This window comes from Rhizobium sp. G21 (assembly GCF_014158035.1).
In the GTDB taxonomy this organism is placed as follows: Bacteria; Pseudomonadota; Alphaproteobacteria; order Rhizobiales; family Rhizobiaceae; genus Rhizobium_E.
Genome location: NZ_JACFXW010000001.1, coordinates 1280056 through 1302463, shown reverse-complemented (window position 1 = coordinate 1302463; position 22408 = coordinate 1280056). Strand labels below are relative to the sequence as shown.

14 protein-coding genes and 4 pseudogenes are annotated in these 22408 nt (G+C 64.8%); 10 read left to right on the top strand and 8 right to left on the bottom strand.

Annotation, left to right across the window (positions count from 1 at the left end):
* The first annotated feature begins 1 nt into the window (after window position 1).
* A complete protein-coding gene (gene cysN, locus H2O14_RS06680) occupies window positions 2–1477 on the top strand; it encodes a sulfate adenylyltransferase subunit CysN (protein WP_182827022.1) in 1476 nt (491 codons plus the stop codon).
* A 210-nt stretch (window positions 1478–1687) separates the two neighbouring features.
* Here cysN and H2O14_RS06675 read toward each other — a convergent pair whose 3' ends face one another.
* Both H2O14_RS06675 and H2O14_RS06670 read right to left on the bottom strand, forming a co-directional pair.
* Window positions 1688–2152 carry a hypothetical protein gene (locus tag H2O14_RS06675; RefSeq protein ID WP_182827021.1) on the bottom strand — a complete coding sequence of 155 codons (465 nt, stop codon included), beginning with the start codon at window positions 2150–2152 and terminating at the stop codon, window positions 1688–1690.
* Between the two features lie 248 nt (window positions 2153–2400).
* Window positions 2401–3852, bottom strand: coding sequence for a DUF6880 family protein (locus H2O14_RS06670; RefSeq protein ID WP_182827020.1), 1452 nt, complete (start codon window positions 3850–3852; stop codon window positions 2401–2403).
* Window positions 3853–4049: 197 nt separating this feature from the next.
* Here H2O14_RS06670 and H2O14_RS06665 point away from each other — a divergent pair, with 197 nt between their 5' ends.
* The 3 genes from H2O14_RS06665 (at window position 4050) to H2O14_RS06655 (ending at window position 6996) form a co-directional block, all read left to right on the top strand.
* The gene (locus H2O14_RS06665; protein WP_182827019.1) at window positions 4050–5069 is read left to right on the top strand and encodes a S8 family serine peptidase; all 1020 of its coding nucleotides are present in this window, start codon (window positions 4050–4052) and stop codon (window positions 5067–5069) included.
* The gene (locus H2O14_RS06660; protein WP_182827018.1) at window positions 4969–6168 is read left to right on the top strand and encodes a M10 family metallopeptidase C-terminal domain-containing protein; all 1200 of its coding nucleotides are present in this window, start codon (window positions 4969–4971) and stop codon (window positions 6166–6168) included. The genes H2O14_RS06665 and H2O14_RS06660 overlap by 101 nt, the downstream gene beginning before the upstream one ends.
* A 105-nt stretch (window positions 6169–6273) precedes the next feature.
* Window positions 6274–6996, top strand: coding sequence for a sulfotransferase family 2 domain-containing protein (locus H2O14_RS06655; RefSeq protein ID WP_182827017.1), 723 nt, complete (start codon window positions 6274–6276; stop codon window positions 6994–6996).
* Between the two features lie 26 nt (window positions 6997–7022).
* On the opposite strand, the gene H2O14_RS06650 is transcribed toward H2O14_RS06655, so the two are convergent.
* Window positions 7023–7607, bottom strand: a complete 585-nt coding sequence (locus H2O14_RS06650) for a TetR/AcrR family transcriptional regulator (RefSeq protein WP_182827016.1) — start codon at window positions 7605–7607, stop codon at window positions 7023–7025.
* Window positions 7608–7868: 261 nt separating this feature from the next.
* On the opposite strand from H2O14_RS06650, the pseudogene H2O14_RS27210 reads away from it, so the two are divergent.
* Together H2O14_RS27210 and H2O14_RS27205 are read left to right on the top strand one after the other, a co-directional pair.
* Window positions 7869–8018: pseudogene (locus H2O14_RS27210) on the top strand (NADP-dependent oxidoreductase); the annotation flags it as partial.
* 135 nt (window positions 8019–8153) lie between these two features.
* A complete protein-coding gene (locus tag H2O14_RS27205; RefSeq protein ID WP_246697545.1) occupies window positions 8154–8762 on the top strand; it encodes an MDR family NADP-dependent oxidoreductase in 609 nt (202 codons plus the stop codon).
* Window positions 8763–8837: 75 nt separating this feature from the next.
* Here H2O14_RS27205 and H2O14_RS06640 read toward each other — a convergent pair whose 3' ends face one another.
* Complete coding sequence (locus H2O14_RS06640; protein ID WP_182827015.1) at window positions 8838–9353, bottom strand: hypothetical protein; 516 nt, start codon at window positions 9351–9353, stop codon at window positions 8838–8840.
* 141 nt (window positions 9354–9494) lie between these two features.
* Window positions 9495–12168 (bottom strand): annotated as a pseudogene (locus H2O14_RS29320) (GNAT family N-acetyltransferase).
* A gap of 369 nt (window positions 12169–12537) precedes the next feature.
* Here H2O14_RS29320 and H2O14_RS26765 point away from each other — a divergent pair.
* The 4 genes from H2O14_RS26765 to H2O14_RS06620 all read left to right on the top strand — a co-directional run bounded on the left by H2O14_RS26765 (window position 12538) and on the right by H2O14_RS06620 (window position 19328).
* A complete protein-coding gene (locus H2O14_RS26765; protein ID WP_210275421.1) occupies window positions 12538–13545 on the top strand; it encodes an ABC transporter transmembrane domain-containing protein in 1008 nt (335 codons plus the stop codon).
* Complete coding sequence (locus tag H2O14_RS26760; protein ID WP_210275420.1) at window positions 13514–14614, top strand: ATP-binding cassette domain-containing protein; 1101 nt, start codon at window positions 13514–13516, stop codon at window positions 14612–14614. The genes H2O14_RS26765 and H2O14_RS26760 overlap by 32 nt, the downstream gene beginning before the upstream one ends.
* Complete coding sequence (locus H2O14_RS06625) at window positions 14611–15960, top strand: HlyD family type I secretion periplasmic adaptor subunit (RefSeq protein WP_182827014.1); 1350 nt, start codon at window positions 14611–14613, stop codon at window positions 15958–15960. Before H2O14_RS26760 ends, H2O14_RS06625 begins: the two co-directional genes overlap by 4 nt.
* 332 nt (window positions 15961–16292) lie before the next feature.
* On the top strand, window positions 16293–19328 hold the full coding sequence (locus H2O14_RS06620) for a M10 family metallopeptidase C-terminal domain-containing protein (RefSeq protein WP_182827013.1): 3036 nt from the start codon (window positions 16293–16295) through the stop codon (window positions 19326–19328).
* Window positions 19329–19360: 32 nt separating this feature from the next.
* Here H2O14_RS06620 and H2O14_RS06615 read toward each other — a convergent pair whose 3' ends face one another.
* From H2O14_RS06615 to H2O14_RS06605, 3 genes and pseudogenes are all read right to left on the bottom strand, one after another.
* Window positions 19361–20287, bottom strand: coding sequence for a sugar phosphate isomerase/epimerase family protein (locus tag H2O14_RS06615; RefSeq protein ID WP_182827012.1), 927 nt, complete (start codon window positions 20285–20287; stop codon window positions 19361–19363).
* A gap of 11 nt (window positions 20288–20298) precedes the next feature.
* A pseudogene (locus H2O14_RS06610) lies at window positions 20299–21131 on the bottom strand (TIGR01459 family HAD-type hydrolase).
* Window positions 21128–22407 (bottom strand): annotated as a pseudogene (locus tag H2O14_RS06605) (FGGY-family carbohydrate kinase). The pseudogenes H2O14_RS06610 and H2O14_RS06605 overlap by 4 nt, the downstream one beginning before the upstream one ends.
* Window position 22408: the final 1 nt, after the last annotated feature.

Here is a 22408-nt window from a genome sequence, read left to right as displayed (position 1 = left end):
GATGACCGCTCCCTCCAATCTCGCCGAACAGGCGCTCCTCAACGCCGACAGCCATGCGATCACGCGTGATTCCCGTCCGCTGCGCCTCATCACCTGCGGCTCCGTCGACGACGGCAAATCGACCTTGATCGGCCGTCTTCTCTGGGACACCAAGGCCGTTAAGGAAGACCAGGCCGCAGCGCTCAACCGCGACTCGGGCAAGCAGAACGATCTCGGCCTGCCCGATTTCGCCCTGCTGCTCGATGGTCTGCAGGCGGAACGCGAACAGGGCATCACCATCGATGTCGCCTATCGCTATTTCGCCACCGACCGCCGTTCCTTCATCGTCGCCGACACGCCCGGCCATGAGCAATACACCCGCAACATGGCCACCGGCGCCTCGACCGCCGATCTCGCCGTGCTCCTGGTTGACGCCCGCGCCGGCCTGCTCGAGCAGACCCGCCGCCACGCCACCATCGCGACCCTGATGGGCATTCGCCAGTTCGTGCTGGCGGTCAACAAAATCGACCTCGTCGGCTACGACAAGGCGATCTTCGACAAGATCAGCCACGACTTCAAGGAACTAGCTTTGTCGCTCGGCGTCCGCCAGGTCACCGCCATTCCGCTCTCGGCGCTCAAGGGCGAAAACGTCGTCTATGACGGCCGCGCCTCCATGCCGTGGTATGAAGGCCCGACCATCGTCGAAGCACTGGAAAAGGCCCCGGTCCGTTCGGCCCAGGCCACCGGCTTCCGCATGAGCGTGCAGCGCGTGTCGCGTCCGGGCGAAAGCTTCCGCGGTTATCAGGGCACGGTCTCGGGCGGCGCGGTGAAGCCCGGCGATTCCATCGTCATCCTGCCCTCGGGCATGATCGCCAACGTCTCAAAGATCGTCACCTTCGATCTCGTGCGCAACGCGGCGGTCGCCGGCGACGCGGTCACGCTGGTGCTCGACCGTCAGGTCGACATCGCCCGCGGCGACCTCATCGCCTCCTACGACGCCCAGCCGATGATCGGTCTCGCCTTCGACGCCCAGCTCGTGGCGCTGCAGCCCGGCGGCATCCAGCCCGGCAAGCGCTACTGGCTGAAATCCGGCTCGCGACGCCAGCGCGTGCAGGTCGAGCCGATCTCCAAGCTGGATCTAAAGTCCGGCAAATGGGCGCCAGCCGAGAGCCTCGACATGAACGCCATCGGCCGCGTGCATCTCGCCTTCGACGAACAGGCGGTGTTCGACGCCTATGAGCAGAACCGCTCGACCGGCGCCTTCATCCTGATCGATCCCGACACCAACAACACGGTGGCCGGCGGCATGATCACGGCCCGCCGCAGCGAAGTCTCAGCGATCCATGGCGACGACGCCCGCGTGCTCGTCTCGCTTCCGGCCGATCTCGCCGACCAGCTTCTCACGGGCGAACTCTTCGCCGCCCGCCGCGACGAAGTCGAAATCCGCCGTCTCACCGCCGCCCAGGCCCGCAAGGCCATCGACGGGGTGGAGGAATAAGGTTTCATTTTAGGAAATCGGTGAAGAGGCGCCCGCGTGATCGCCTTTTCGCCACGTTGATTTTCTGCCATGAAAGCACTACATTGTTCGTCAGGCAGGCTGACTTTCGAGGTCGCTGTCATGTCAACCCGGGCGAATGTCCTGGTCTCGTAATCCACGGTAATGGACAAGTTTATACGAGGCTCGGCGCAATGCCGGGCCTCAGTCTTTTTAGGGAACGCGTCTTTTTTCAAAAATGCACTGACGCGTAAAATAGCTGAGCGGCTTGCGTGAAATTTTGCGCTGATCAATGATTTTTGGGTGTGCGGAGAGCACTTCCATGCGGATCATCCCGTCGTCTTCCGGCAATAGGCAGTAGACGATGGTCCAGGTGCTTCCATCTGACATTTCGATCAGAATCAGATTGTCTATTCCGCCGAAGCTTCGCGACATGAATGTCAACTCGTTGGCGGCAATCTTGGCTTTCAGCCTCTCTCCGAGCGTCAACGACATCTGATAACGTTGCACATTGAACTTTCGCTTCGCATTGTTGTGGTCTAGGACGTGATGGGCCTCTCCGTGTTGGGCGCGTTCCGTATAGACATGGTTCGAAAAGACGACGGTCAGCCACAGATCGACTGCTCTGTTTGCACCCTTGCCGGGGATTGCTGCTAAAAATGAATTGAGATGCGACATGTCGTATCTGTGAAAATCGACAATGATCGCAGGATGACTGTTTGGAATGGGCAAATTTCGGCGCTCGATTGCTGAGGAGCCTCGATTAAAAACAAAGATTTCAAAAAAACTACTCGATGGAAAGCGCCTTGTGGCATGGCGTCTCTGTGAACATCGCTCCTGTTGTGGTTGATCACCAAGCCATCATTCCATCGAGATGTCGGGTTGAGAGTGACGAAAAGCGCAAGAGGCCTCTGCCCCCTGTGCGCTTACCGGTTCCCCACCTTGCCCCAGAATCCGTTTTTGCGGCCATGCGCCTTTTGTAGCCCTAGGACATAGGCGGTGTGGGTTTCGATCCCGAGACGAGACAGGGCCTCGTCGTCCAGCCGGTTGGCCAGAACGCCCAACTGCGCCAGGTGCCGGGCCCCGTGCCCATAGGCGCTCGAGCGCGCCCGGCCCAGAATGTCGTCGAGAAGCGCCCGGTAGAGGATGGTCGCGGCCAGCGGATGGTCGTTCTCCAGCGTCTCGGCCACGTCGGACAGGATCTCCCAATGGGCCCCATCCCATTGTGTCGCCTCGCGCTCCACCAGCGCGGCGGCGAGATCCAGCCGCGGCCAGGCGGCGAGGAATTGCAGCGCCCGATAAATCTGCTTGACCGACATGACATGGGCGAAGGCGCGGTCGAGCGCCTCGAATTCCTCGAAATCGCCGAGCGCGGCGATATAGGCGCCGAGCGCCCCCGGATCGAGCGTCGTCTCGAATTGCTTCCAGCGCAGCGCCTGCGCCGCCTCCTCGTCGCCGAGCGCGTCGAGGATGCGCGCCTCCAACTCCCCGCGCCGTCCCGCGTCGAAGGCGAAGGCCATGCCGCCATCGGCCATATCGGCCATGCGCATCACTTTCAGGCCGCCTTTCGGATTTTTGCGCGCCCAGACCAGCGCTTCTGCGGCGCGACCGGCCGACAACAGCAGTTCGGCCACCGCAAGCGGCTCCTGCCGGTGTTCGGGCAGGCTCTCCTCGATGGCGATCAGCGTGTCGACATCGCCGAGTTTCAGCGCGATCAGCTGGCGGATTTCGGAAGCCTGATGTTCGACCGGATCGAAATCGAAGCCGTCGCGCCCGGATTTCTTCGCCTTGGGCTCGGCGAGCGGCGTGAGCGTCTTGTCCCAGCGCTTGAGCACGTTGTCCGGCAGATTCGGCAGAGCGACCTGCGCCGCGTCGATCAGATAGCCGTGCTCGCTGTCGATCAGCGCCGCATGCATCCGTTCCGGCAGGCGTTCCAGGTCTTCCGCGCCGAGTTGCGGCGCGAGAAGTCCGATCTGTTCGATCGCCTGATGATAGACCGCCTGGATGCGGCCGCCGCTGTCGTCGATGCGATTGAACACGCCGATATGCGTGCCGACGAAGCGCAGGATGCGATCGAGTGCGAGGGGCGGGGATGCGGGCGCGAGTTCGCTCATGATCGTGTCGATGATCACTTGGAGGTCGTCGCGAAACGCCCGCTCCTTGTTCCAATCGACGAAACTCTTGGCGCGCGCCAGCCCGTCCAGCCGCTTGTCGATCAGCTTGGCCACGGCCTCGGGACCCTTGGCGCCGGCGAGCGCGGCCTTGACCAGCTTCTTGAAGGCGGCGTCGCGGCCGCATTGGTCGAGCGCCAATGCGGCGAGTTTGTCGAGGCCCAGGTCTTTCAGGCTCTCGATGGTCAGGGTTGTCGCGCGCGCCATGATCGTCAGCTCCTCTTTTTAAGACCTTTTTGACAGTGAAATCGCGCGATCGACAAGAGCGCCGGACGTCTCCATCGGCCCGAAGGCGCCATTGTCCTCCAAAACCCGCCCAGATTTGGGATAGTCCGGCCACTTGCCGCTTCGCGTGTATCGTGTTCTGCTTATTTTAGGGGACTCGTACATGAGGGGAGCGCGCCATGACGACGCCTGCGGACACTCTGTTTTCTGATCAATGGCATTTGAAGAACTCCGCGGCCGGCGAGTTCGACCTCAACGTGCTGGCCGTCTGGAACGCCTATACCGGCGCCGGCGTCAAGGTCATGGTGATCGACGACGGATTCGATCATGACCACGAGGATCTTGCCGCCAATTATGATGCGGCGGCGGACCGCGACTATGCCGATCTGGACGACGACGCTGCGCCAGCCTTGTCCTTGGACAAGCATGGCACGGCGGTGATGGGCCTCATCGGCGCCGCCAACAACGGCGTCGGCGTCGTCGGCGTCGCCTATGGCGCGACCATGATCGGCGCCCGGATCGGTTATGATGTCACCGCCGACAAATGGCGGGAGCAGCTCGTCGCGGCGCTGGGAGACGCGGTGGACCAGGGCGTCGGCGTCGTCAATATGAGCTTCGGCGGCGCCGGAGATTACGACTCCTATGACGGCGCGTCGAATGTGGCGCTCATCCATGCCGCCCTGGAAGATGCGGTCGTCAATGGCCGGGGCGGTCTCGGCATTGCGCTCGTGAAGTCCGCCGGCAATGATCGGGTGGACAAGATCGACGTCAATCACAATCAGTCCGACAACGATACCCGCCAGATCATCGTCGCCGCCGTCAATCGCAATGGGACGGTCTCGGAGTATTCGAGTTACGGCGCCCCCATTCTCGTCGCCGCCTTCGGTTCGGGTTTCGACGGCGAGGTGGTGACCACCGATCGCAGCGGCGCCGAGGGCTACGACACCGACGCCGGCGCCGATGGCGACTACACCATGACCTTCAACGGCACCTCCGCCGCCGCCCCGATGGTGTCGGGCGTGGTTGCGCTGATGGAAGACGCCAATGCCGATCTGGGCTGGCGCGACATCCAGACCATTCTCGCCATCAGCGCCCGCCATGTCGGCTCCGAGGTCGGCGGCGCCGTCACCGGTTTCGGAACGCACCGGCTGGGGCTGGAATGGCGCGACGAACTGGAACGGCGGCGGCATGCATTATAGTCTCGACTATGGCTACGGCTTGGTCGACGCGTTGGCCGCCGTGAGGCTGGCCGAGAGCTGGAGCGCCCGATCCACCAGCGCCAACCAGGTCTCCACGTCGGTGGATCTGCTCGATTCATCGATTGACCTGCCGGACGGCGATCTGGCTGGAACGTCCATGACCGCCACCTTCGCCGCCGGCGTTCAGGTGGAGCGGGTGACGGTCACCATAGGTCTCTCTGCGATTTTCGACCAGGATTTCCGCTGCTATCTGACCGGACCCGACGGCCAGAGGCAGGAACTGATCGCCGATGCGGGTTATGGCGATGCGGTCAATGGCAGCTTCACCTTCCACGCCCAGGGGTTTCGCGGCGTGTCGAGCCGGGGCGATTGGAGCGTCACGCTTGTCGATGACGGGTTCGGCGACGCCGTAACGGTGTCCGATGTGGTCGTGAACCTGTTCGGCGCCCGCGCCGGAAAGAACGACACCTATTACTACACCAACGAATTTTCAGAATTCGTCGCCAACCATTCCAAGGCGCTCGCCGACAAGGATGGCGGCGTCGATCTGCTCAACGCCGCGGCCGTATCCTCCGCGTCGACCCTCAACCTCGCCACGGGCAAGGGCCGCATCGACGGGGTCGCGGTCACCATCAAGGGCATAGAGGACATTTTGGGCGGCGACGGCGCCGACCGGTTGACCGGTTCGAAAGCCGCCAATGCGCTGGACGGCGCGCGCGGCGCCGATCTGCTGACCGGCGGGGCCGGGCGCGATGCGCTCGACGGCGGAGCCGGCTCGGACCGCTTCATCTTCCTGGCCAAATCCGATTCCGTGGTCGGCAAGAACCGGGACGTGATCGCCGATTTCACCGGCGCCGATCTGATAGACCTCAAGTCGATCGACGCCCGGACAGGCGCCGGCAATGACGCCTTCCGCTTCATTAAGGCGCAGGATTTTCACGACCGCGCCGGCGAATTGCATATGGTCAAGGTGGACAAATCCGGCAAGGCCAACGACCTGACGCTGGTCGAAGGCGATATCGACGGCGACGGCAAGGCCGATTTCCAGATCGCGCTCGCCGGGCTGCACACGCTGACGGCCGGCGATTTCGCGCTCTGAAACCGGCATGGCGCAGGCGTCCGGGGCCTTGCCTTTGGCCCGGCGTCTGCTTACACAACCGGTCCATGCGGGCGAGGGCCCGCGCCGATGAGACGGGCCCGGACCATGATCGTATCGCATGCGCACAAACTGATTTTCCTGAAGGCCCGCAAGGTCGCCGGCACCTCGCTGGAAATCGCCCTGTCGAAATATTGCGACGGCGACGACATCATCACCCCCGTCTCCCGCGCCGACGAGGCGATCCGCGCCCGCCACGGCTTTCAGGGCCCCTGCAATTTCAATTTCGGCTGGGCCAAACTCTTCGTCAAACAGATGAACGAGGAGCCGAGGCTCGGCAAATACTGGCTGCCGCTCAAATATTACAACCATATCCCCGCGAGCCTCGCCCGCCGCCGGCTGGGGGCGAAGATCTGGAACGACTACACCAAGCTCTCGGTGGTGAGAAACCCCTGGGACCGCGCCGTGTCGATGTTCTTCTGGAAAAGCAACAAGAAGACCGACAATCCCGACATCTCCGGCTTCACCGATTTCCTGGTCGAAAAGCGGGCCTATATCGCCTCCAACTATCGCAACTATATGATCGGCGACCGCGACGTGGTGGATTTCTACATCCGCTACGAACATTTCGAAGAAGACATGCGCCGCCTCGAAGCGCAGAAGCCTGGGCTGACAGGCCTGTGGGACACGATGACCGAGATTCACGCCAAGGGCTCGACCCGCAACCGCGCGCTGACCACCCAGAACATCTTCAAGGCCCACCCCAAGGCCGATGCGATGATCCGCGACATGAACGCCTGGGAAATCGAGAAGTTCGGCTACAGCTTGTGAGGCGGCCCCGCCTCTCCGAGCAGCGATTATTTTCCGGGCCAGGCGCTCAACGCCTGCCGGGCGATGGCGGACAGCTTTTCTCGTGGAAAACCGGCCTTCGCCTGGACGGCGACGCCATGGGCGATCGTCAGCAGATAGGCGGCGAGCACTGACGGATCGACGTCGTTGGGGAGATCGCCTTCGCGTTTGGCTCGTTCGAACCGCTCGCGCAGCACAGCCTCGCCATCGGCGCGCCATTTGATCAGGGCTCGGCGGCTGGCTTCGGAATCGTCCGAGCCCGCGACGCCGCCATTGATGCCGAAGCAACCCGTGCGATCGTCGAACCGCGTGCTGAGTTCGACCGCGCCCTCGAGCACCCGTTGTGCGACCTGCCGCGACGTTTCGAGTTCGATCGCCTTCCAGACATAGCTGCCGTAATGGGCGTTGTAACGCTCCAGCGCCCGAAGAAAAAGCGCCTCCTTGTTGCCGAACGCCGAGTAGAGGGCAGGGCGCTCCACGCCGGTCGCCTCCACCAGGTCGGCGTAGGAGGCGCCTTCATAGCCCTTGCGCCAGAACACGGCGAGCGCCGCCTCCAGCGCTTGTTCTATGTCGAAAGTCCTCGGGCGACCCATGCCGTGTGGTCCCACTGCCGATCATCGTTTCACAATGATCGTTATGTAAGTCGCTTGACAGATCATGTCCAGTTTCATAACGATCATTATGTAATGAGTGTTATGAAACGCTCGCATGCAATCGAGGACAATGATGGCCGATACGCCCAATCGTAAATTCACACTCGCCGCCCGCCCTGAAGGCCCAGCCAGGCTCACGGATTTCACGCTTGTAAACGCCGAGGCTCCGATGCCGGGGAGGGACAGGTTCTCTTCCGCAACCAGTTGTTTTCCATCGATCCCTACCAGCGCAATCTGATGGGGAACGGTTCGTCCGAATGGCCTGCGATCGAGATCGGCGATCCGATGGGCGGACCGACGGTCGCCGTGGTGGTGGAAAGCCGTCGCCCGGATTTCGCGCCCGGCGATCACATCCAGACTTGGTCGGGCTGGCAGGACTACGCCGTCTCGGACGGATCCGACATCCGCAAGCTCGACGAGGCCGTCGCGCCTTTGTCGACCGCGCTCGGACCGCTCGGTCTCACGGGCTTTACCGCCTGGTACGGCATGACGAGGGTTCATGACTTCAAGCCCGGAGGCACGCTGTTGGTCACGGGCGCTGCAGGCGCGGTGGGCTCGACGGCGGCGCAGATCGGCAAGCTCCGCGGACTCCGGGTCGTCGGCGTCGCCGGCGGGCCGGCCAAGACCGCCTATCTCAAGGACGAGCTCGGCCTGGACGCGGCGATCGACTATAAGGCGGATGATGTCGAAGAACAGATCCGGCGCGCCCTTCCCGACGGCATCGACGCCTTTTATGAAAATGTCGGCGGCCCGCTCTTTCCGGTGCTGATGGAATATTTCAATCCGCATGCGAAGATGGTCGTCTGCGGCACGATTGCCGATTACAGCGATACGGAACTACCTCGCGGCGTCAATTATCTGCCTCGCCTGATCACGCTGATCCACTATCGTTTCGTCGATATCATGGCCTTCGCCACACCCTATGTCATGCATGCGTTCCCGGATTTCCTCGCCGAGATGACGCCTTTGGTCGCCAGCGGTAAGATCAGCTACCGGGAAGAATTCGTCGACGGGTTCGAAAAGCTCCCCGAAACGCTGCTGACCCTGTTCGACGGCAGCCACAGCGGCAGGAAGCTGATCGTCAGAGCCGACTGACGGGATACGATGCGGGGGCGGAGAGACGGTCGCATCGACGCGGGACCGTCCGCCGCCCCATAGGCCGGAGACAGGTCAGGAAGCGGCCCCTTGCTCGGAGGGCGCGAAGGTCTGGAGCTGCTCGAGCAGGCGCGCGGCGGCGTTGTCGTCGTGGTCGCTGTCTTCCAGCAGGCGCTCGATCTCGGCCTCGGTCAAACTGCCGTCGCCATTGCCGTCGAAGATGTTGAAGCCGACCGCACCCAATGTCCCGTTTTCAGGCGAGGCGCTGGTCGCCAATTGGGCGCTGAAGTCGTCGGATGTCGGGTTGGCGTCGACGTCGTCGGTCAAGCTCCGCCACAGCGCTTCGACCTGCGATTCATCGCCGCCGCCATTTTTGACCGACTGTGAAAGTTCGAGGCGGCTCAGTTCGCCATCCTGGTTGTCATCGGCAAGCTCGAACAGCGCGGCGCGGTATTCCGTGTTCAGCGCCTGCTTGTCGGCTGCGCCGCCGGCCAAGGCGCCCACGACCAGGGCGTCGAAGCCCTGGTCGGCGGCAGAACGCGAGGACGATGTCTTTGAAACAGGATTGTTTTTAATGGATTGAATTTCCATGAGAGCCTCCCTTGTCAATTGCGCCGGTCTACTCGCCCAACATTGTTCCGCACTGACGTGTCGTAACCGGCCGGGGTGACGTCTGACGGCGCGGCGGCGTCGGCTGCGACCGCCCACCCCAGCCGCTGTCTCACCCTCCGGTCAGAGGATCAGGCTGGCGGTCGTCAGCCTGAGGTCGTCGGCGTTGCGGGCGATGGTGAAGCCGAAGTCGCGGGCCATCTGCAGCATGCGGTCGTTTTCGGCGAGGATGACGCCCTCGATCCGGCGCACGCCTTCGGCGCGGGCGTAATCGATCAGGCGGCGCAGCAGCGTCCAGCCAAGACCTTGGCCCTGCAGGTCGCTGCGCACCAGCAGCGCATATTCGGCCTTCTCCTTGTCCGGATCGGCGTTGAGGCGGCCGATGGCCATCAGCGCCCCCGTGTTTCGATCGGTCGCGACGAAAGCCATTTCCCGGTCGTAATCCAGCTGCGTCAGCCGCTTGAGCATCTGGTCTGGAAAATGCCGGCGCGGCGAGAGGAAGCGCAGGCGAAGGTCTTCATCGGTCACCCGGGCGAAGAAGTCGCCGTAGAGTGCGAGATCGTCTGGGCGGATCGGACGGAGATGCGCCTGGATCGGACCGAGATCGACGTCTTCGGACCAGTCGCCGGGATAGGGCCGGATGGCGAGCGCGCGGTTGGGGGCCGCTTCGTCGAGTTTGGCGGGATCGATCTCGATGCGGGCGTCGAGCGCGATGACGCCGTCCTCGTCGGCCAGCAACGGATTGACGTCGAGGGCGCGGATGGCGCCGAAATCGGCGGTCAGCGCCGAAATCGCCTGGATCGCGGCGATGATGGCGGCGCGGTCGGCGGGCTTGCGGTCGCGATAGCCCTTGAGCAGCCTCGATATGCGGGTGGCGTCGATGAGGTCGCCGGCGAGCGCGGCGTCGAGCGGCGGCAGGCCGATGCCCGCGTCGTCGAGCGCCTCGACCGCCGTGCCGCCGGCGCCGAACAGGATGACCGGGCCGAAGACGGAATCGAGGCTCGCGCCGATGATCAGCTCCTGTGCATGCGGCCGCTCGATCATCGGCTGGATGGCGTAGCCGTCGATGGCGTCGGCCTGGCCGAGCGCCGTCAGCCGGCCCTCGATGTCCCGGCAGGCGGCGACGGCCGCGTCGGGGCTGTCGACGCCGAGAATGACGCCGCCGACATCGGATTTGTGGGTGATCGTGCGCGATTGCAGCTTGACGACGAGGCGTCCCCGTCCGCGAGCAGGCGTTCGGCGATGACGCGGGCCTCTTCCGGCGTCGCGGCGACCAGCGTTTCCGGCGTCGGCAGGCCATAGGCGGAGAGCGCGGCCTTGGCTTCGGCCTCGCTCAGCATGGTGCGGCCGTCGCGGCCGACGGCGCGCAGGATCGCCGCCACCTTCTCCCGCGCCTCCGGCGAGATTTCCGCCGAGGCCTGCGGAACCCGCGACAGCGCGGCCTGCGCGCGCGACCATTCGCCGAGATAGCCGATGGCGTCGGCCGCCGCTTCGGGTGACGCATAAGTCGCGACGCCCGCCGCGCGCAACGCCGCCCGGCCTTCGCGGGCCGTCTCCTCGCCCAGCCAGCAGGCGATCGTCGGCTTGCCCTCGATGCGCCCGTCTTTCGCAAGCCCCGCCACCGCGCGCGCGGCGAGCGGGGACGCCAGCGCAGTCGGGCAGTTCATCACCAGCACGGCGTCGACGCCGGGGTCGCGGGCCACGCGCCGGATAGCCTCGACATAGCGGGCGGGCGGCGCGTCGCCGATGATGTCGACCGGGTTGGCGCGCGACCAGTTGGCCGGCAGTTGCGCGTCGAGAGCGGCGATCGTCTCGGCGGAAAGCTCGGCGAGATCGCCCTTCCAGTCCATCAGCCGGTCCACGGCCAGCACGCCGGCCCCGCCGCCGTTCGTGACGAGGCCGGCGCGGATGGATTGCATCGGCGCAAAGCGCGAGAGCACCTCGACGGCGTCGAACAACTGATCCAGCGCCCGAACGCGGAGCACGCCGGCGCGTTTCAACGCCGCCTCGGTGACGCGATCAGCGCCCGACAGCGCGCCGGTATGGGTGGCGGCGGCCTTGGCCGCGGCGGCGTGGCGGCCGGGCTTGATGGCGATCACCGGCTTGATCCGGGCGGCGGCCCGGGCCGCCGACATGAACTTGCGCGGATTCGCGATTGATTCGAGATACATCACGATGACCCGCGTGTCGGGATCGCCCGACAGCATGTCCAGGCAGTCGGCGGCGTCGACATCGGCCATGTCGCCGAGCGAGATCGCCGCCGACAGGCCGACGCCTTCGCCGGCCGCCCAATCGATCAGCGAGGTGACGATGGCGCCGGATTGCGAGATCAGCGCCACGCCGCCCGGCGCGGGCGTCATATGCGCGAAACTGGCGTTGAGCTTGGCATGCGGCAGGATCAGGCCCACCGTGTTGGGTCCGAAAATGCGGAAGAGATGCGGCCGCGCCGCCGCGAGCATCGCCTGCCTGAGGCCGCTCGTCGCGGTGACGCCGGCGGTGATGACCGCCGCCGCGCGGCAGCCGCGCGCAGCCAAGGCCTCGATCAGGCCGGGAACCGTCTCCGGCGGGGTGCAGATGACGGCGAGATCCGGCGCCTCGGGCAAGTCGGCGACGCGGGCGAAGCAATCGAGACCCGCCAACCGGGGATATTTTGGATTGACCGGATAGATTTCGCCTTCGAAGCCGCCGGACCGGATATTGGCGAGGATCACCGCGCCCACCGATCCCTCCCGTTCGGAGGCGCCGATCACGGCGATCGAGCGGGGGCAAGCGCATGGTCGAGATTGCGGATCGTCATCTGCGTCTCCTTGGTCGGACCCGGGCCGGGCGTTGCGCCATCCCTGCGGTCTGCCGGCGTCCCGCGCCTTGATTTTGCTCAAGCCCGGCGGCGTCGGCCACTTTTTCGCGAGAACCTCCGACGGCGGACGATCCACAGTCCAGTTTTGAATTCTTCTAGGAAAATCGAGTAGATAAAGCTGGGTTTTACACAAAGCTTTGTACTGCGCGCTATTGATTGTCACCTTTAAACCGCGTTAATGGCGGTTAACCAATGGCCGAACGACAGACGGGATTCGTCGGGCCCGCGCCCGTGCGGCCGAGACTGTTGAAATAACGCATATTTTCTCGTGTGAGGGTTATTTTGAGCGCAGCTCCTAAGAAAAACGGTGTGGAGGAGCTTCGGGCGGCCCTCGCCGAAAGCCGCTCCGCATTTGTTGCAATCGGTATTTTCTCCTTTTTCGTCAATATGTTGGTGCTGACCGGCTCGATTTACAGCCTTCAGGTCTATGATCGCGTCCTCACCAGTCGCTCCGAGCCCACGCTGGTCGTGCTGACGCTCCTGCTGGTCGCGCTCTATGCGATCATGGGCGTGCTCGACCATATGCGCGCCCGCATTTCGGCGCGCATCGGCGCGCGCTTCGCCGCCAAGCTGGAAATGCGGGTGTTCCGCATCGTCACCGATCGCACCATGCTGGCGTCGCAGGGCATCAACACCAACACCGCCATGCGCGATCTCGATTCCATCCAGCGCGCTCTGGCCTCGCCGGCTGCCTTCTCGGTGTTCGACGTGCCGTGGACGCCGATCTTCGTCGTGATCATCTTCATTTTCCATCCGCTGATGGGCGTGCTCGGCGTGATCGGCGGCCTGATCCTCATCGCGCTGACCTGGCTCAACCAGAACGGCACCAAGGAGAACCAGGAAAAGGCGATGAACACCGCCCGCCTGTCGGAGGAATGGACCGGCACGCTGCAGCGAGAGGCCGACACCGTGCGCGCGCTCGGCATGCGCACCTCCACCGCGGTGCGCTGGCAGCGTTTCCGTCAGGACATGCTCAACGCCAATATCGACTACAGCGACCAGAACGGCTTTTATTCCACCACCTCCAAGACCTTTCGCATCTTCCTGCAATCGGCCATCCTCGGCGCCGGCGCCTGGCTCGCGATCCAGGGCCATATCAGTTCGGGCGCCATGCTGGCCTCGTCGATCATCATCGGCCGCGCGCTGTCGCCGATCGAAGGCATGATCGGCCAGTGGGCGCTGATCCAGCGCGCCATCCAGGGCTGGAAGAGCCTTGCGGACGTGCTGACCAAGGTGCCGCCGGAGGCCCAGCGCACCACGCTGCCCAAGCCGCGCCATCCTCGACGTGCAGAACATTTCGGTCGTGCCGCCGGGTGAGCGCGTGCCGACGCTGCGCAACCTGTCCTTCGAACTCAGGCCCGGCCAGGCGCTCGGCGTGATCGGCCAGTCCGGCTCCGGCAAGTCCACGCTGGCCCGCGTGCTGACCGGCGTATGGCCGATCCAGGCCGGCAAGGTGCGCCTCGACGGCGCGGCGATCGACCAGTACAATGTCGACGACCTCGCCAATTATGTCGGCTATCTGCCACAGGACGTGGCGTTGTTCGAAGGAACGATCGCCGAGAACATCGCCCGGCTGGCGCTCGACGTCGATTCCGAAAAGGTCGTGGCGGCGGCGCAGAAGGCGGCGGCGCATGATCTGGTCGTCAAGCTCGGCCAGGGTTACGACACCAAGCTGCCGGCCCAGGGCCAGCGCCTGTCGGGCGGCCAGAAGCAGCGCATCGGCCTTGCCCGCGCGCTCTACGGCGATCCCGTGCTCTTGGTGCTCGACGAGCCCAACGCCAATCTCGACGCAGAGGGCTCGGCCGCGCTCAACATCGCCATCCGCAACGCCAAGAAAGAGGGCCGCTCGGTGGTCATCATGGCGCATCGGCCGGCGGCGATCGAGGAGTGCGACCTGATCCTCATTCTCGAAGGCGGCAACCGCGTGGCCTTCGGCCCGCGCGACGAGGTGCTCAAGCAGCATCTGAAGAATTACCAGTCGATCGGGTCCGGCGGCCAGCAGAACGGCGGTCAGCCGGGCGCGCCCGCCCAGCTTCCGCAGGGACCCCGCCCGCCGGCGCCGAACGGCGGCGCCGCCCAGGGCGGAACTCCCGGCGCGCCAACGCCCGGCGCGCCAAGGCCCGGCCCGCAGGCGCCCACGGGCCCGACGCCCGGCGGCGCGCCCCCGAGCGCGCCGCGTCCCGCGCCGCCATCGGGCGCGCGTCCGGCGCTGCCCGGCATTCTCGGAACCGGTCTGCTTCCCGGCATCGGCGTCAAGCCGCAAGCGTCGGGACCGTCCGACGCCGGGGCCTCAAAACCGCCACAGCCTGACGCTAAAGGCGACGCCGAACAACAACAGCCGGGTCGCGCCGATGCCGCCGCTTCCGAGAACGGGGAGCAGAAATGAGCCCTGACGCATTGCAACTCCGCGCCGCGCCGAGCGCGCCCCAAGCCGCCGTGCAATCCTGGAGCGCGCGGCGCTACATGATCATGGGCTTCGCGACGCTGTTCATCCTGGTGTTCGGCTTCGGCGCCTGGTCGGTGTTCACCACCATGGCCGGCGCAGTGGTCGGCCAGGGCGTGGTGGAAGTCGAAACCAAACGGCAGGTGATCCAGCACGCCACCGGCGGCGTGATCGGCAAGATCCTGGTGCGCGACGGACAGGTGGTCGAGGCCGGCCAGACGCTGATCGTGTTCGACGACACCTTCGATCGGGCCGAACTCGGCGTGACGGAAAGCCAGCTCTATCCGCTGCTCGGCGTGCGCGCCCGGCTGATCGCCGAACAGGACGAACTGCCCGAACCGGTGTTCGACAAGGATCTCGTCGAACGCGCCAAGACCGACGAGACGGCCGCTGAAATCATCCGCAGCCAGAGGGAATTGCTGGTGGCGCGGCGCCTGACCCGCGACAAGCAGATCCAGCAGCTGCAGGAGCGCAAGTCGCAGATCGAAAAGCAGAACGACGGTCTGCGCGCCCGTATCGCGGCGCTGCAGGAGCAGTTCACGCTGCTCACCGGCGACGTCGATCGCCAGAAGGCGCTGCTCGCCAAGGGGCTGACCGAAATGACCCGCGTCAGCGCCTATGAGCGGGATGCGGCCCAGGCGCGCGGCAGCATGTCGGAATCGCAGGCGTCGATCGCCGAGAACCGGGCGCGCGTCGCCGAGCTGGAGCTCGCCATCATCAACGTCTCGGCCCAGATGCGTGAAGAGGCGATCAAGGAACTCTCCGACACCGACGCCAAGGTGGCGGAGCTCAAGGAGCGCCGCAATTCCACGCTCGAGACGCTGTCGCGCATCGAGGTGAAAGCGCCGATGGAAGGCAAGGTGTTCAACCTGCAGGTCCACGCCATCCGCGCGGTCGTGCGCGCCGCCGAGCCGATCATGGAAATCGTGCCCGAAAAGGTCAAACTGGTGGTGAGCGTGCAGCTGCCGCCGACCCAGATCGACCAGGTGCATGAAGGTCAGGACGCCATAATTCGCTTCCAGAGCTTCGACCACCGTCATACGCCGGATCTGAACGGTCGCGTGCGCCGGGTCTCGGCCGACATCATCACCAATGAGCGCACCGGCCAGAGTTATTACACGGCCTCGCTCGAACTGCTTCCTGGCGAAGAGAAATATCTCGGCCCGACCCAGCAGATCCGCCCCGGCATGCCGGTGGACGTGTTCATCCGCACCACCTATCGCACGCCCTGGGATTATCTGGTGCGTCCGCTGACGAGCTATTTCGGCAAGTCGATGCTGGAGCGTTGATCACGAAAGAGGCCGGCTTCCGGCCTCTTTTTCGTTGGTCGGTCATCAAGCAGCTGCATCGCGCGGCCCCGCCGCCCTCGCATCGGGCGCGCCCGTTTCGTCACGCTTGGATCGGCGCCTGGAACGTTTTGCACTGCGGTGAATAACCAAAGGATGTATCCGAGGCGCTGAAGCATATCCGAAGGTTGTTCGGTTCTCGACGCAAGAAGAGACTCGGAGAGATCTTTGCGATCCGCCGTTTCAATTGACATGCTCTGCACCCGTCACTATCGTGAGCCGGCGATATAGACGCTCCGCAAGTCGGGAACGCTGTCGCGACGGGGAGGATCGGCATGGCGATTGCATTCACGGCGACACTTGGAACGGAGTGGACAGATGTCGTCATCAACGAGGAGTCGGGCGAGATCGTCTGGACGAACTTCGAAGGCAACGTCGTTCCGGGCGGCGCGGACGACGTCGTGGTCGCGACCGCGGGCGTCACGATCTCCAACAATGTCTTCGACCATCACTCCCCCTTGACCGGGGAGGTCGCCACCCGAAATCTCGACGTCACTTCCGCGGGCTCGGTGATCGCCGACGCATCGCTGATGACCATCGGCGGCACGTTGAGCAACGACGGCGCGTTCACGATCCTGACCGACAGCGTCACCGTGCTCGGCGGCATCGTCAACAACCATCTCATGACCATCGGCGGTGAAAGCGGTTCGGCCTATCTGTTGATGGATTCGGGCGAGTTTCATCTGTCGGGCTCCGGCGACCTGCGCCTGACCAGCAATGTCGACGGAACGGCTTTTCTGACCGGCACTCTGGGCGCCGTCACCACGCTGCACAATGAAAGCCGCATCTCCGGCGTCGGGCAGATCGGCTGGAGTTTCCAGCAATATTTCCCAGGCGGCTACGTGGCCATCATCAACAGCGGCGTCATCGACGCGGATGTGAGCGGGCGCAGGTTGATCATCGCGCCGGGCGTCGCCGAGACCGATCCCCTGGTCAACACAGGCGCGCTGGTGTCCAATGGCGGCGGGCAACTCATCGTCGACAACAACGCTTTTGTCGACCAGTCGTCATCGGGCTATGTCGGCGCCTATGGCGCGGGCTCGAAAACGGTGCTCAACAACACCGCGCTCACGGGCGGGCTCTTGGACACGTCCGGCGGCGGCGTCATCTATCTGGAAACCGGGGGCGGTTACGTCGCGGCCGGGGGCGGCCCGGGCTACACCATCCTCGACGGTTCGACCGAAGCGGGCGCCGTCACCATCACCACCGACAGCCTCGTCCGGCTCGGCGTCCCTTTCGGCATCGGCACGGAGGCGCAGATCGCGGGCGACATCGTCAATCACGGCGAAATCGGTTTGCTCGGCTACTGGACGGCGTTGCGCGTCGCCTCGTTCGCGAGGCTGACGGGCGGCGGCGAGGTCGTGCTCAGCTACAGCGCCGGCGCGGGCGACAATGTCGGTTTCGCCATGCTGCAGGGAGCCAGCGACTCCGTCGCATCGACGCTGGAGAATGTCGACAACGTCATTCGCGGCGCGGGCTATGTGGGGCGTTACGACAACGGCGCCCTGGCGACGAAGCTCCTGTCGGTGGTCAATCACGAAGGCGGCGTGTTCGAGGCGGACAATGCCGACGCCGCGCTCGTGATCTATGGCACGGTCGGTTTCGTCAACGCCGGCGTTCTGCGCGCCGTCGACGGAGCCGAATTGTCGATCGGCGTCAATTCAGGCTCCACCGCGATCGACAACAAGGACGGCGCCATTCTCGCGGACGGCGTGGACTCGACGGTCGTCATTCGCAACGGCGAAGTGCGGGGCGGCTCTCTGGAAACGGCCAATGGCGGCTTGATCCAACTCGTCGGATTTGCCGCCTCGGTTCTGGACGGCTCGACGGGGCAGGGCGCCGTCACCAATCATGGCGCAGTCCGGATCGACGGCGGTCTTTTCCGCGGTGCGATCGTCAACGATGGCGACATCGGCTTCCATCCGACGCAAGCCGCCACGCTGCTGATCGACGGGGAGGGCGCGGCGCTGTCCGGCGCGGGCGTGCTGACGCTCGGCGCCAACTCGATGATCCGCGGTGAAAACAGCAGCGAGATCGCCGTGCTCGCCAATTCGGGCGTGATCGCCGGCGGCGGCTATATCGGCACGACGCAGAATGGCCCGGGGACCGAACTCTTCGAGCTGCGCAACATGTCCGGAGGCGTGGTGCGCGCCACGACCGGCGAGACCATGGTGATCGACACCAGCGGCGCCATCGTCAATGACGGCGTCTTCGAAGCGGACGGCGGCGCGCTGGTCATTCAGGATCTGCTCTCCGGCGCGGGCGCTGTGCGCGCCGTCAATGGCGGCGTCCTGACCTTGCGGGGCGACTGGACCGGGACGGTGACATTTTCGGGGACCGGCGCGGAGACGCTGCGTCACAGTATCGACGGCCCATGGTCCATCAGTCACACGATCACGCTCGGCGGCTTCGGTCTCGGCGACCGCGTCGATCTCGCGCAGGAGAGCGGTTATAGCCTCTCCGAGCCGGACAATTTCGCCTGGACCCAATCCGGCGAAAACGGCGTCTTCCGATTTTCCGGCGCCGGCGAGCAGCGCGGCTTCGCCTTCAATGGCCTGAGCCAGTTTCATCTGTCGCTGGTCGACAACGGCAATGGCGGGCTCTTCCTGGAGCGCGTCGCCACGATCGACGGAACGAAGGGCGCCAATGTGCTTTCGGGCACGGCGGGCGACGATCGGATGGTGGGCTTCGCCGGCAAGGACAGTTTCCGCGGCAGCGCCGGAAACGACCGGATGGATGGCGGCGTCGGGATCGACACCGTCGACTACGGGGCCGCAAGCGGCGGCGTCAGGGTCAATCTCGCCGCGACCACATTACAGGCGATCGGCGGCGGCCAGGGCTCCGACATGCTGTTGTTCTTCGAAAACGCCGTCGGCGGCGGCTTCAATGACAGATTGACGGGCAATAGCGGCGTCAACGTCCTGAAGGGCGGCGGCGGCAACGACACGCTGATCGGCGGCGGCGGCTTCGACCTTCTCTATGGCGGCGCGGGCAGGGACAGTTTCGTCATGAAATCGGCGAAAGACATTGGCGCCACAAAGACCGCGTCCGACACCATTTACGATTTCAACGGCAAGAGCGGCGACCGAATCAACCTGTCCGGCATCGACGCCAATGCCGCCACGGCGAAAAACGACGCCTTCAGCTTCATCGACACCGCGGCCTTCTCCGGCAAAGCCGGGGAATTGCGCTACGAGAGGGCCAAGTCGGACACCTACATCTCCGGCGACGTCAATGGCGACGGCAAGGCCGATTTCGTGCTCCATCTCGACGATCCCATGAGCCTGTCGAGAGGCTTTTTCGTTCTGTAGCGGCGCGCGGCCTCTGAGCGCCCGTCGCGGCGTTATCCCCGATTGAACCCCGTATCGATATAGGGCTCCCAGAACTCCACCGACTCCCGGATCATCTCGACGACGAGGTGGTCGGTCGGCTCGCGCTCGCGGAACGAGAGTTCGAGGCAGATCTCGTTGTCGGTTCCGCCGCCGGCGCGCACCGCGTCGAGCAGTTTCTCCGGCTGGATGCGGCCGTCCTTATTGTATTGGGCGGTGAAGGGCCAGTGGCCGCCTTTGTTCATCGAGGATTGCTTGATGTGGATGATCGGGCTCTCTTTGGGAAAGGCGCCCGCCCAGGCGTAGGGGTCGATATCGTCGGGATTGGGCGAGGTCACGTCGCCATGGTCGATATCGACCATCATCTTCATCGGAATGGCGAAGCCCTGTTCCGCCAGCCGCCGGTCGAGCGCCCGGCATTCGGCGATGGTGTGGCCGAATTCGCGGCCAACCGACATCGGCTCCCAGAAGAGATAGGTCAGGCCCGCCGCCTGCGCATGTTCGGCCACCTCGGCCCAGCAATCGATGGCGATCTTCATCAACTCTTCACGTCTGACCGGATCGTCATAATCGCGATGGGTGAAGATCGCGAATTGCGTGCCCATGCCGGACGCACCGAGTCCGGCCGAGATATCCGCGAATGTCTTGAACCAGTCGACATAGTAGCGCCGGACATCGGCGTCGGGATGGCCGAAATGGTTGAGCCGGCCGTAAGGGCCGGTCATTCCCGAGGTCACTTTGACGCCAGTGCGGTCGAGCGCGCGGGCGAAGGCCCGCTCATGCTTGGAGATGGTCGCCGCCGGCCAGCCGGGGTTGATGAATTCATGGGTGAGCTGCACATAACCGATGCGGATCTTCTCGGCGATCGTGTCGATGAGATCGTCGGCTTCGGCGAAGCGATTGACCAGCGGATTGGTGTTGAGCGAGAGCGTAAACGCCATATACGGGCCTTTCAGAGGCGGAAGTCGGGAAGAATGAAATCGGGCTCGGCGGCGTGATGCGCAAAGAGCGCCGCGCGTTCCTCGGCCGTCGCCTCGGCGTGTATGCCGGTTTCGACCAGAATGGAGGCGATGCCGGCCATGCGCGCCCCGGCAATGTCATGCTCGACGCTGTCGCCGATGGCGCAGATGCGGGCGGGCGGGATGGCGCCGAGAAAGATCTTGGCCTGATCATAAATGTCGGGGAACGGTTTGCCGATCCAGGTCACCGCGCCGCCCAACTCCTCATAGAGATCGGCGATGCGGCCGGCGCCGAAGGCCTTGCCATCCGCGGTCAGCATCACCTTGTCGGGATTGGTGCAGAGGCAGCGCAGGCCACGCTCCGCCGCCGGCTGCAGCAGGCGCTGGTAATGGCAGAGATCGTAGCGGTCGCCTTCGCTCGCCGCGATCAGAACGATATCGGCGCTATCAGCGTCGTCCGTGCGGTCGTAGTCCAGCCCGTCGAGCGGCGATGTGTCGCCGTCGCGGCTGATCAGCAGGCAGCGTTTGCGCCCGCCGCCCTGCGTTTCCGCCGCCATCATCCGCCAGGCGGTTTCGCCCGACGTCAAAAACCAGTCCCAATCAGCCTCATTGAAGCCGAGCTTGGCGAGCCGCACGGAATTCTCGACCGACCGCTTGCCGGAATTGGAGAGGACGATGATCTTCTTGCCGAGCGCGCGCAGTTTCTTCAGTTCCGCCGGCGCCTGCGGATAGGGGCCGCGCCGTCGCGCAGCACGCCGAATTGGTCGATGAGAAAAGCGTCGAACCGGTCGGCCACCTCATGCAGGCCGGTGATCGTCTCCGTCATAACAATCCCTCCGCTTGCGCCGCCTTGAGCGCCAGCCTCGCCGCGCCCGCCGCCGCTTCTTCCGAAAGGACAGGCGCGGCGATGACGCCGAGCTTCCTCAGCCGGATTTTTGTCCACACATCGTTCTTCGCCCCGCCGCCGACGCTGCGGATCGAGCCGAGTTTCGGGCCGCCCAGGCTTTCCAGCCGCTGATAGGCGAGCGCCTCGATCCCGGCAATGCCTTCGAAAATGCCTTTGAGGAAATCTACGTCATCAACAGGTCGCGGGTTCATGCGCGGGGCGAGTGTGGGGTCGGAAATCGGAAAGCGCTCGCCGGGCTTCGGCAGCGGATAATAGTCGAGGCCGCTGCCGGTCTCCGGATCGATCCGCGCCGACAGCGCGGCAATGGCGTCGGGCTCGAAATGCTGCGCCAGCACCACGCCGCCTGTGTTGGAGCGCCGCCGGCCAGCCAGATATCGCCGATGCGATGGCTGTAGAGCCCGTAGTCAGGCGCAAACAGCGGCGTGTCAGACAGGATCTTGACCGTGAGCGTCGTGCCCAGCGCGCTCACGCCGTCGCCGGGCCGGTCGGCGCCGGTGGCGAGGAAGGAGGCGCAGCCATCCGTGGTGCCGGCCGCGATCAGCACCGTCTGATGCAGTCCGAAGGTCTGCGCCGCCTGCGCCGAGATCCGCGCCATCGGCGCCCCCGCCGGCAGCACATCAGGCAGCAGCGACGTCTTCGCCCCAGTCGCCCCGATCCAGTCGGGCCAACGCCTGCCGGTCGGGTCGTAGCCCGTCTTCAGCGCATTGTTTTCGTCGCTGAGATCGAAACGGCCGGTCAATTGCCCCGCCAGCCAGTCGGCCTGATGGATCACCCGCTCGACGCCGGCGACAGTCTGGAAGACCATCAGCTTGGCGAGGCCGGAGGTCGGCCCATGCGCTGCGCTGTCGCGCGGCGCATTCTCCGCCACCGCCTTGAGGATGCCCGCATCTTCGACCGGATCGTTATACATCATCGGGCGCGCCAGCGGCCGCCCGTTTCCATCCACCGGTAAAACCGTGCCAGACGTGCCGTCGACCGCGATGGCGACGACGGCGCTGCGATCGATCTCGGCCAGCGCGCCCGTCAACGCCGCGCGCATCGCCGCCCGCCATCCCTCGGGATCGCGGTGATCGTCGCTGAAGCTCGAAAGCTTGGCGGCGGCGCTGGCGACAACCTGGCCGTCCCCGTCCATCGCCACGGCGCGCGCGCCCGAGGTGCCCATATCCAGACCAATGACGAGCGGGCGCGGGGTCATT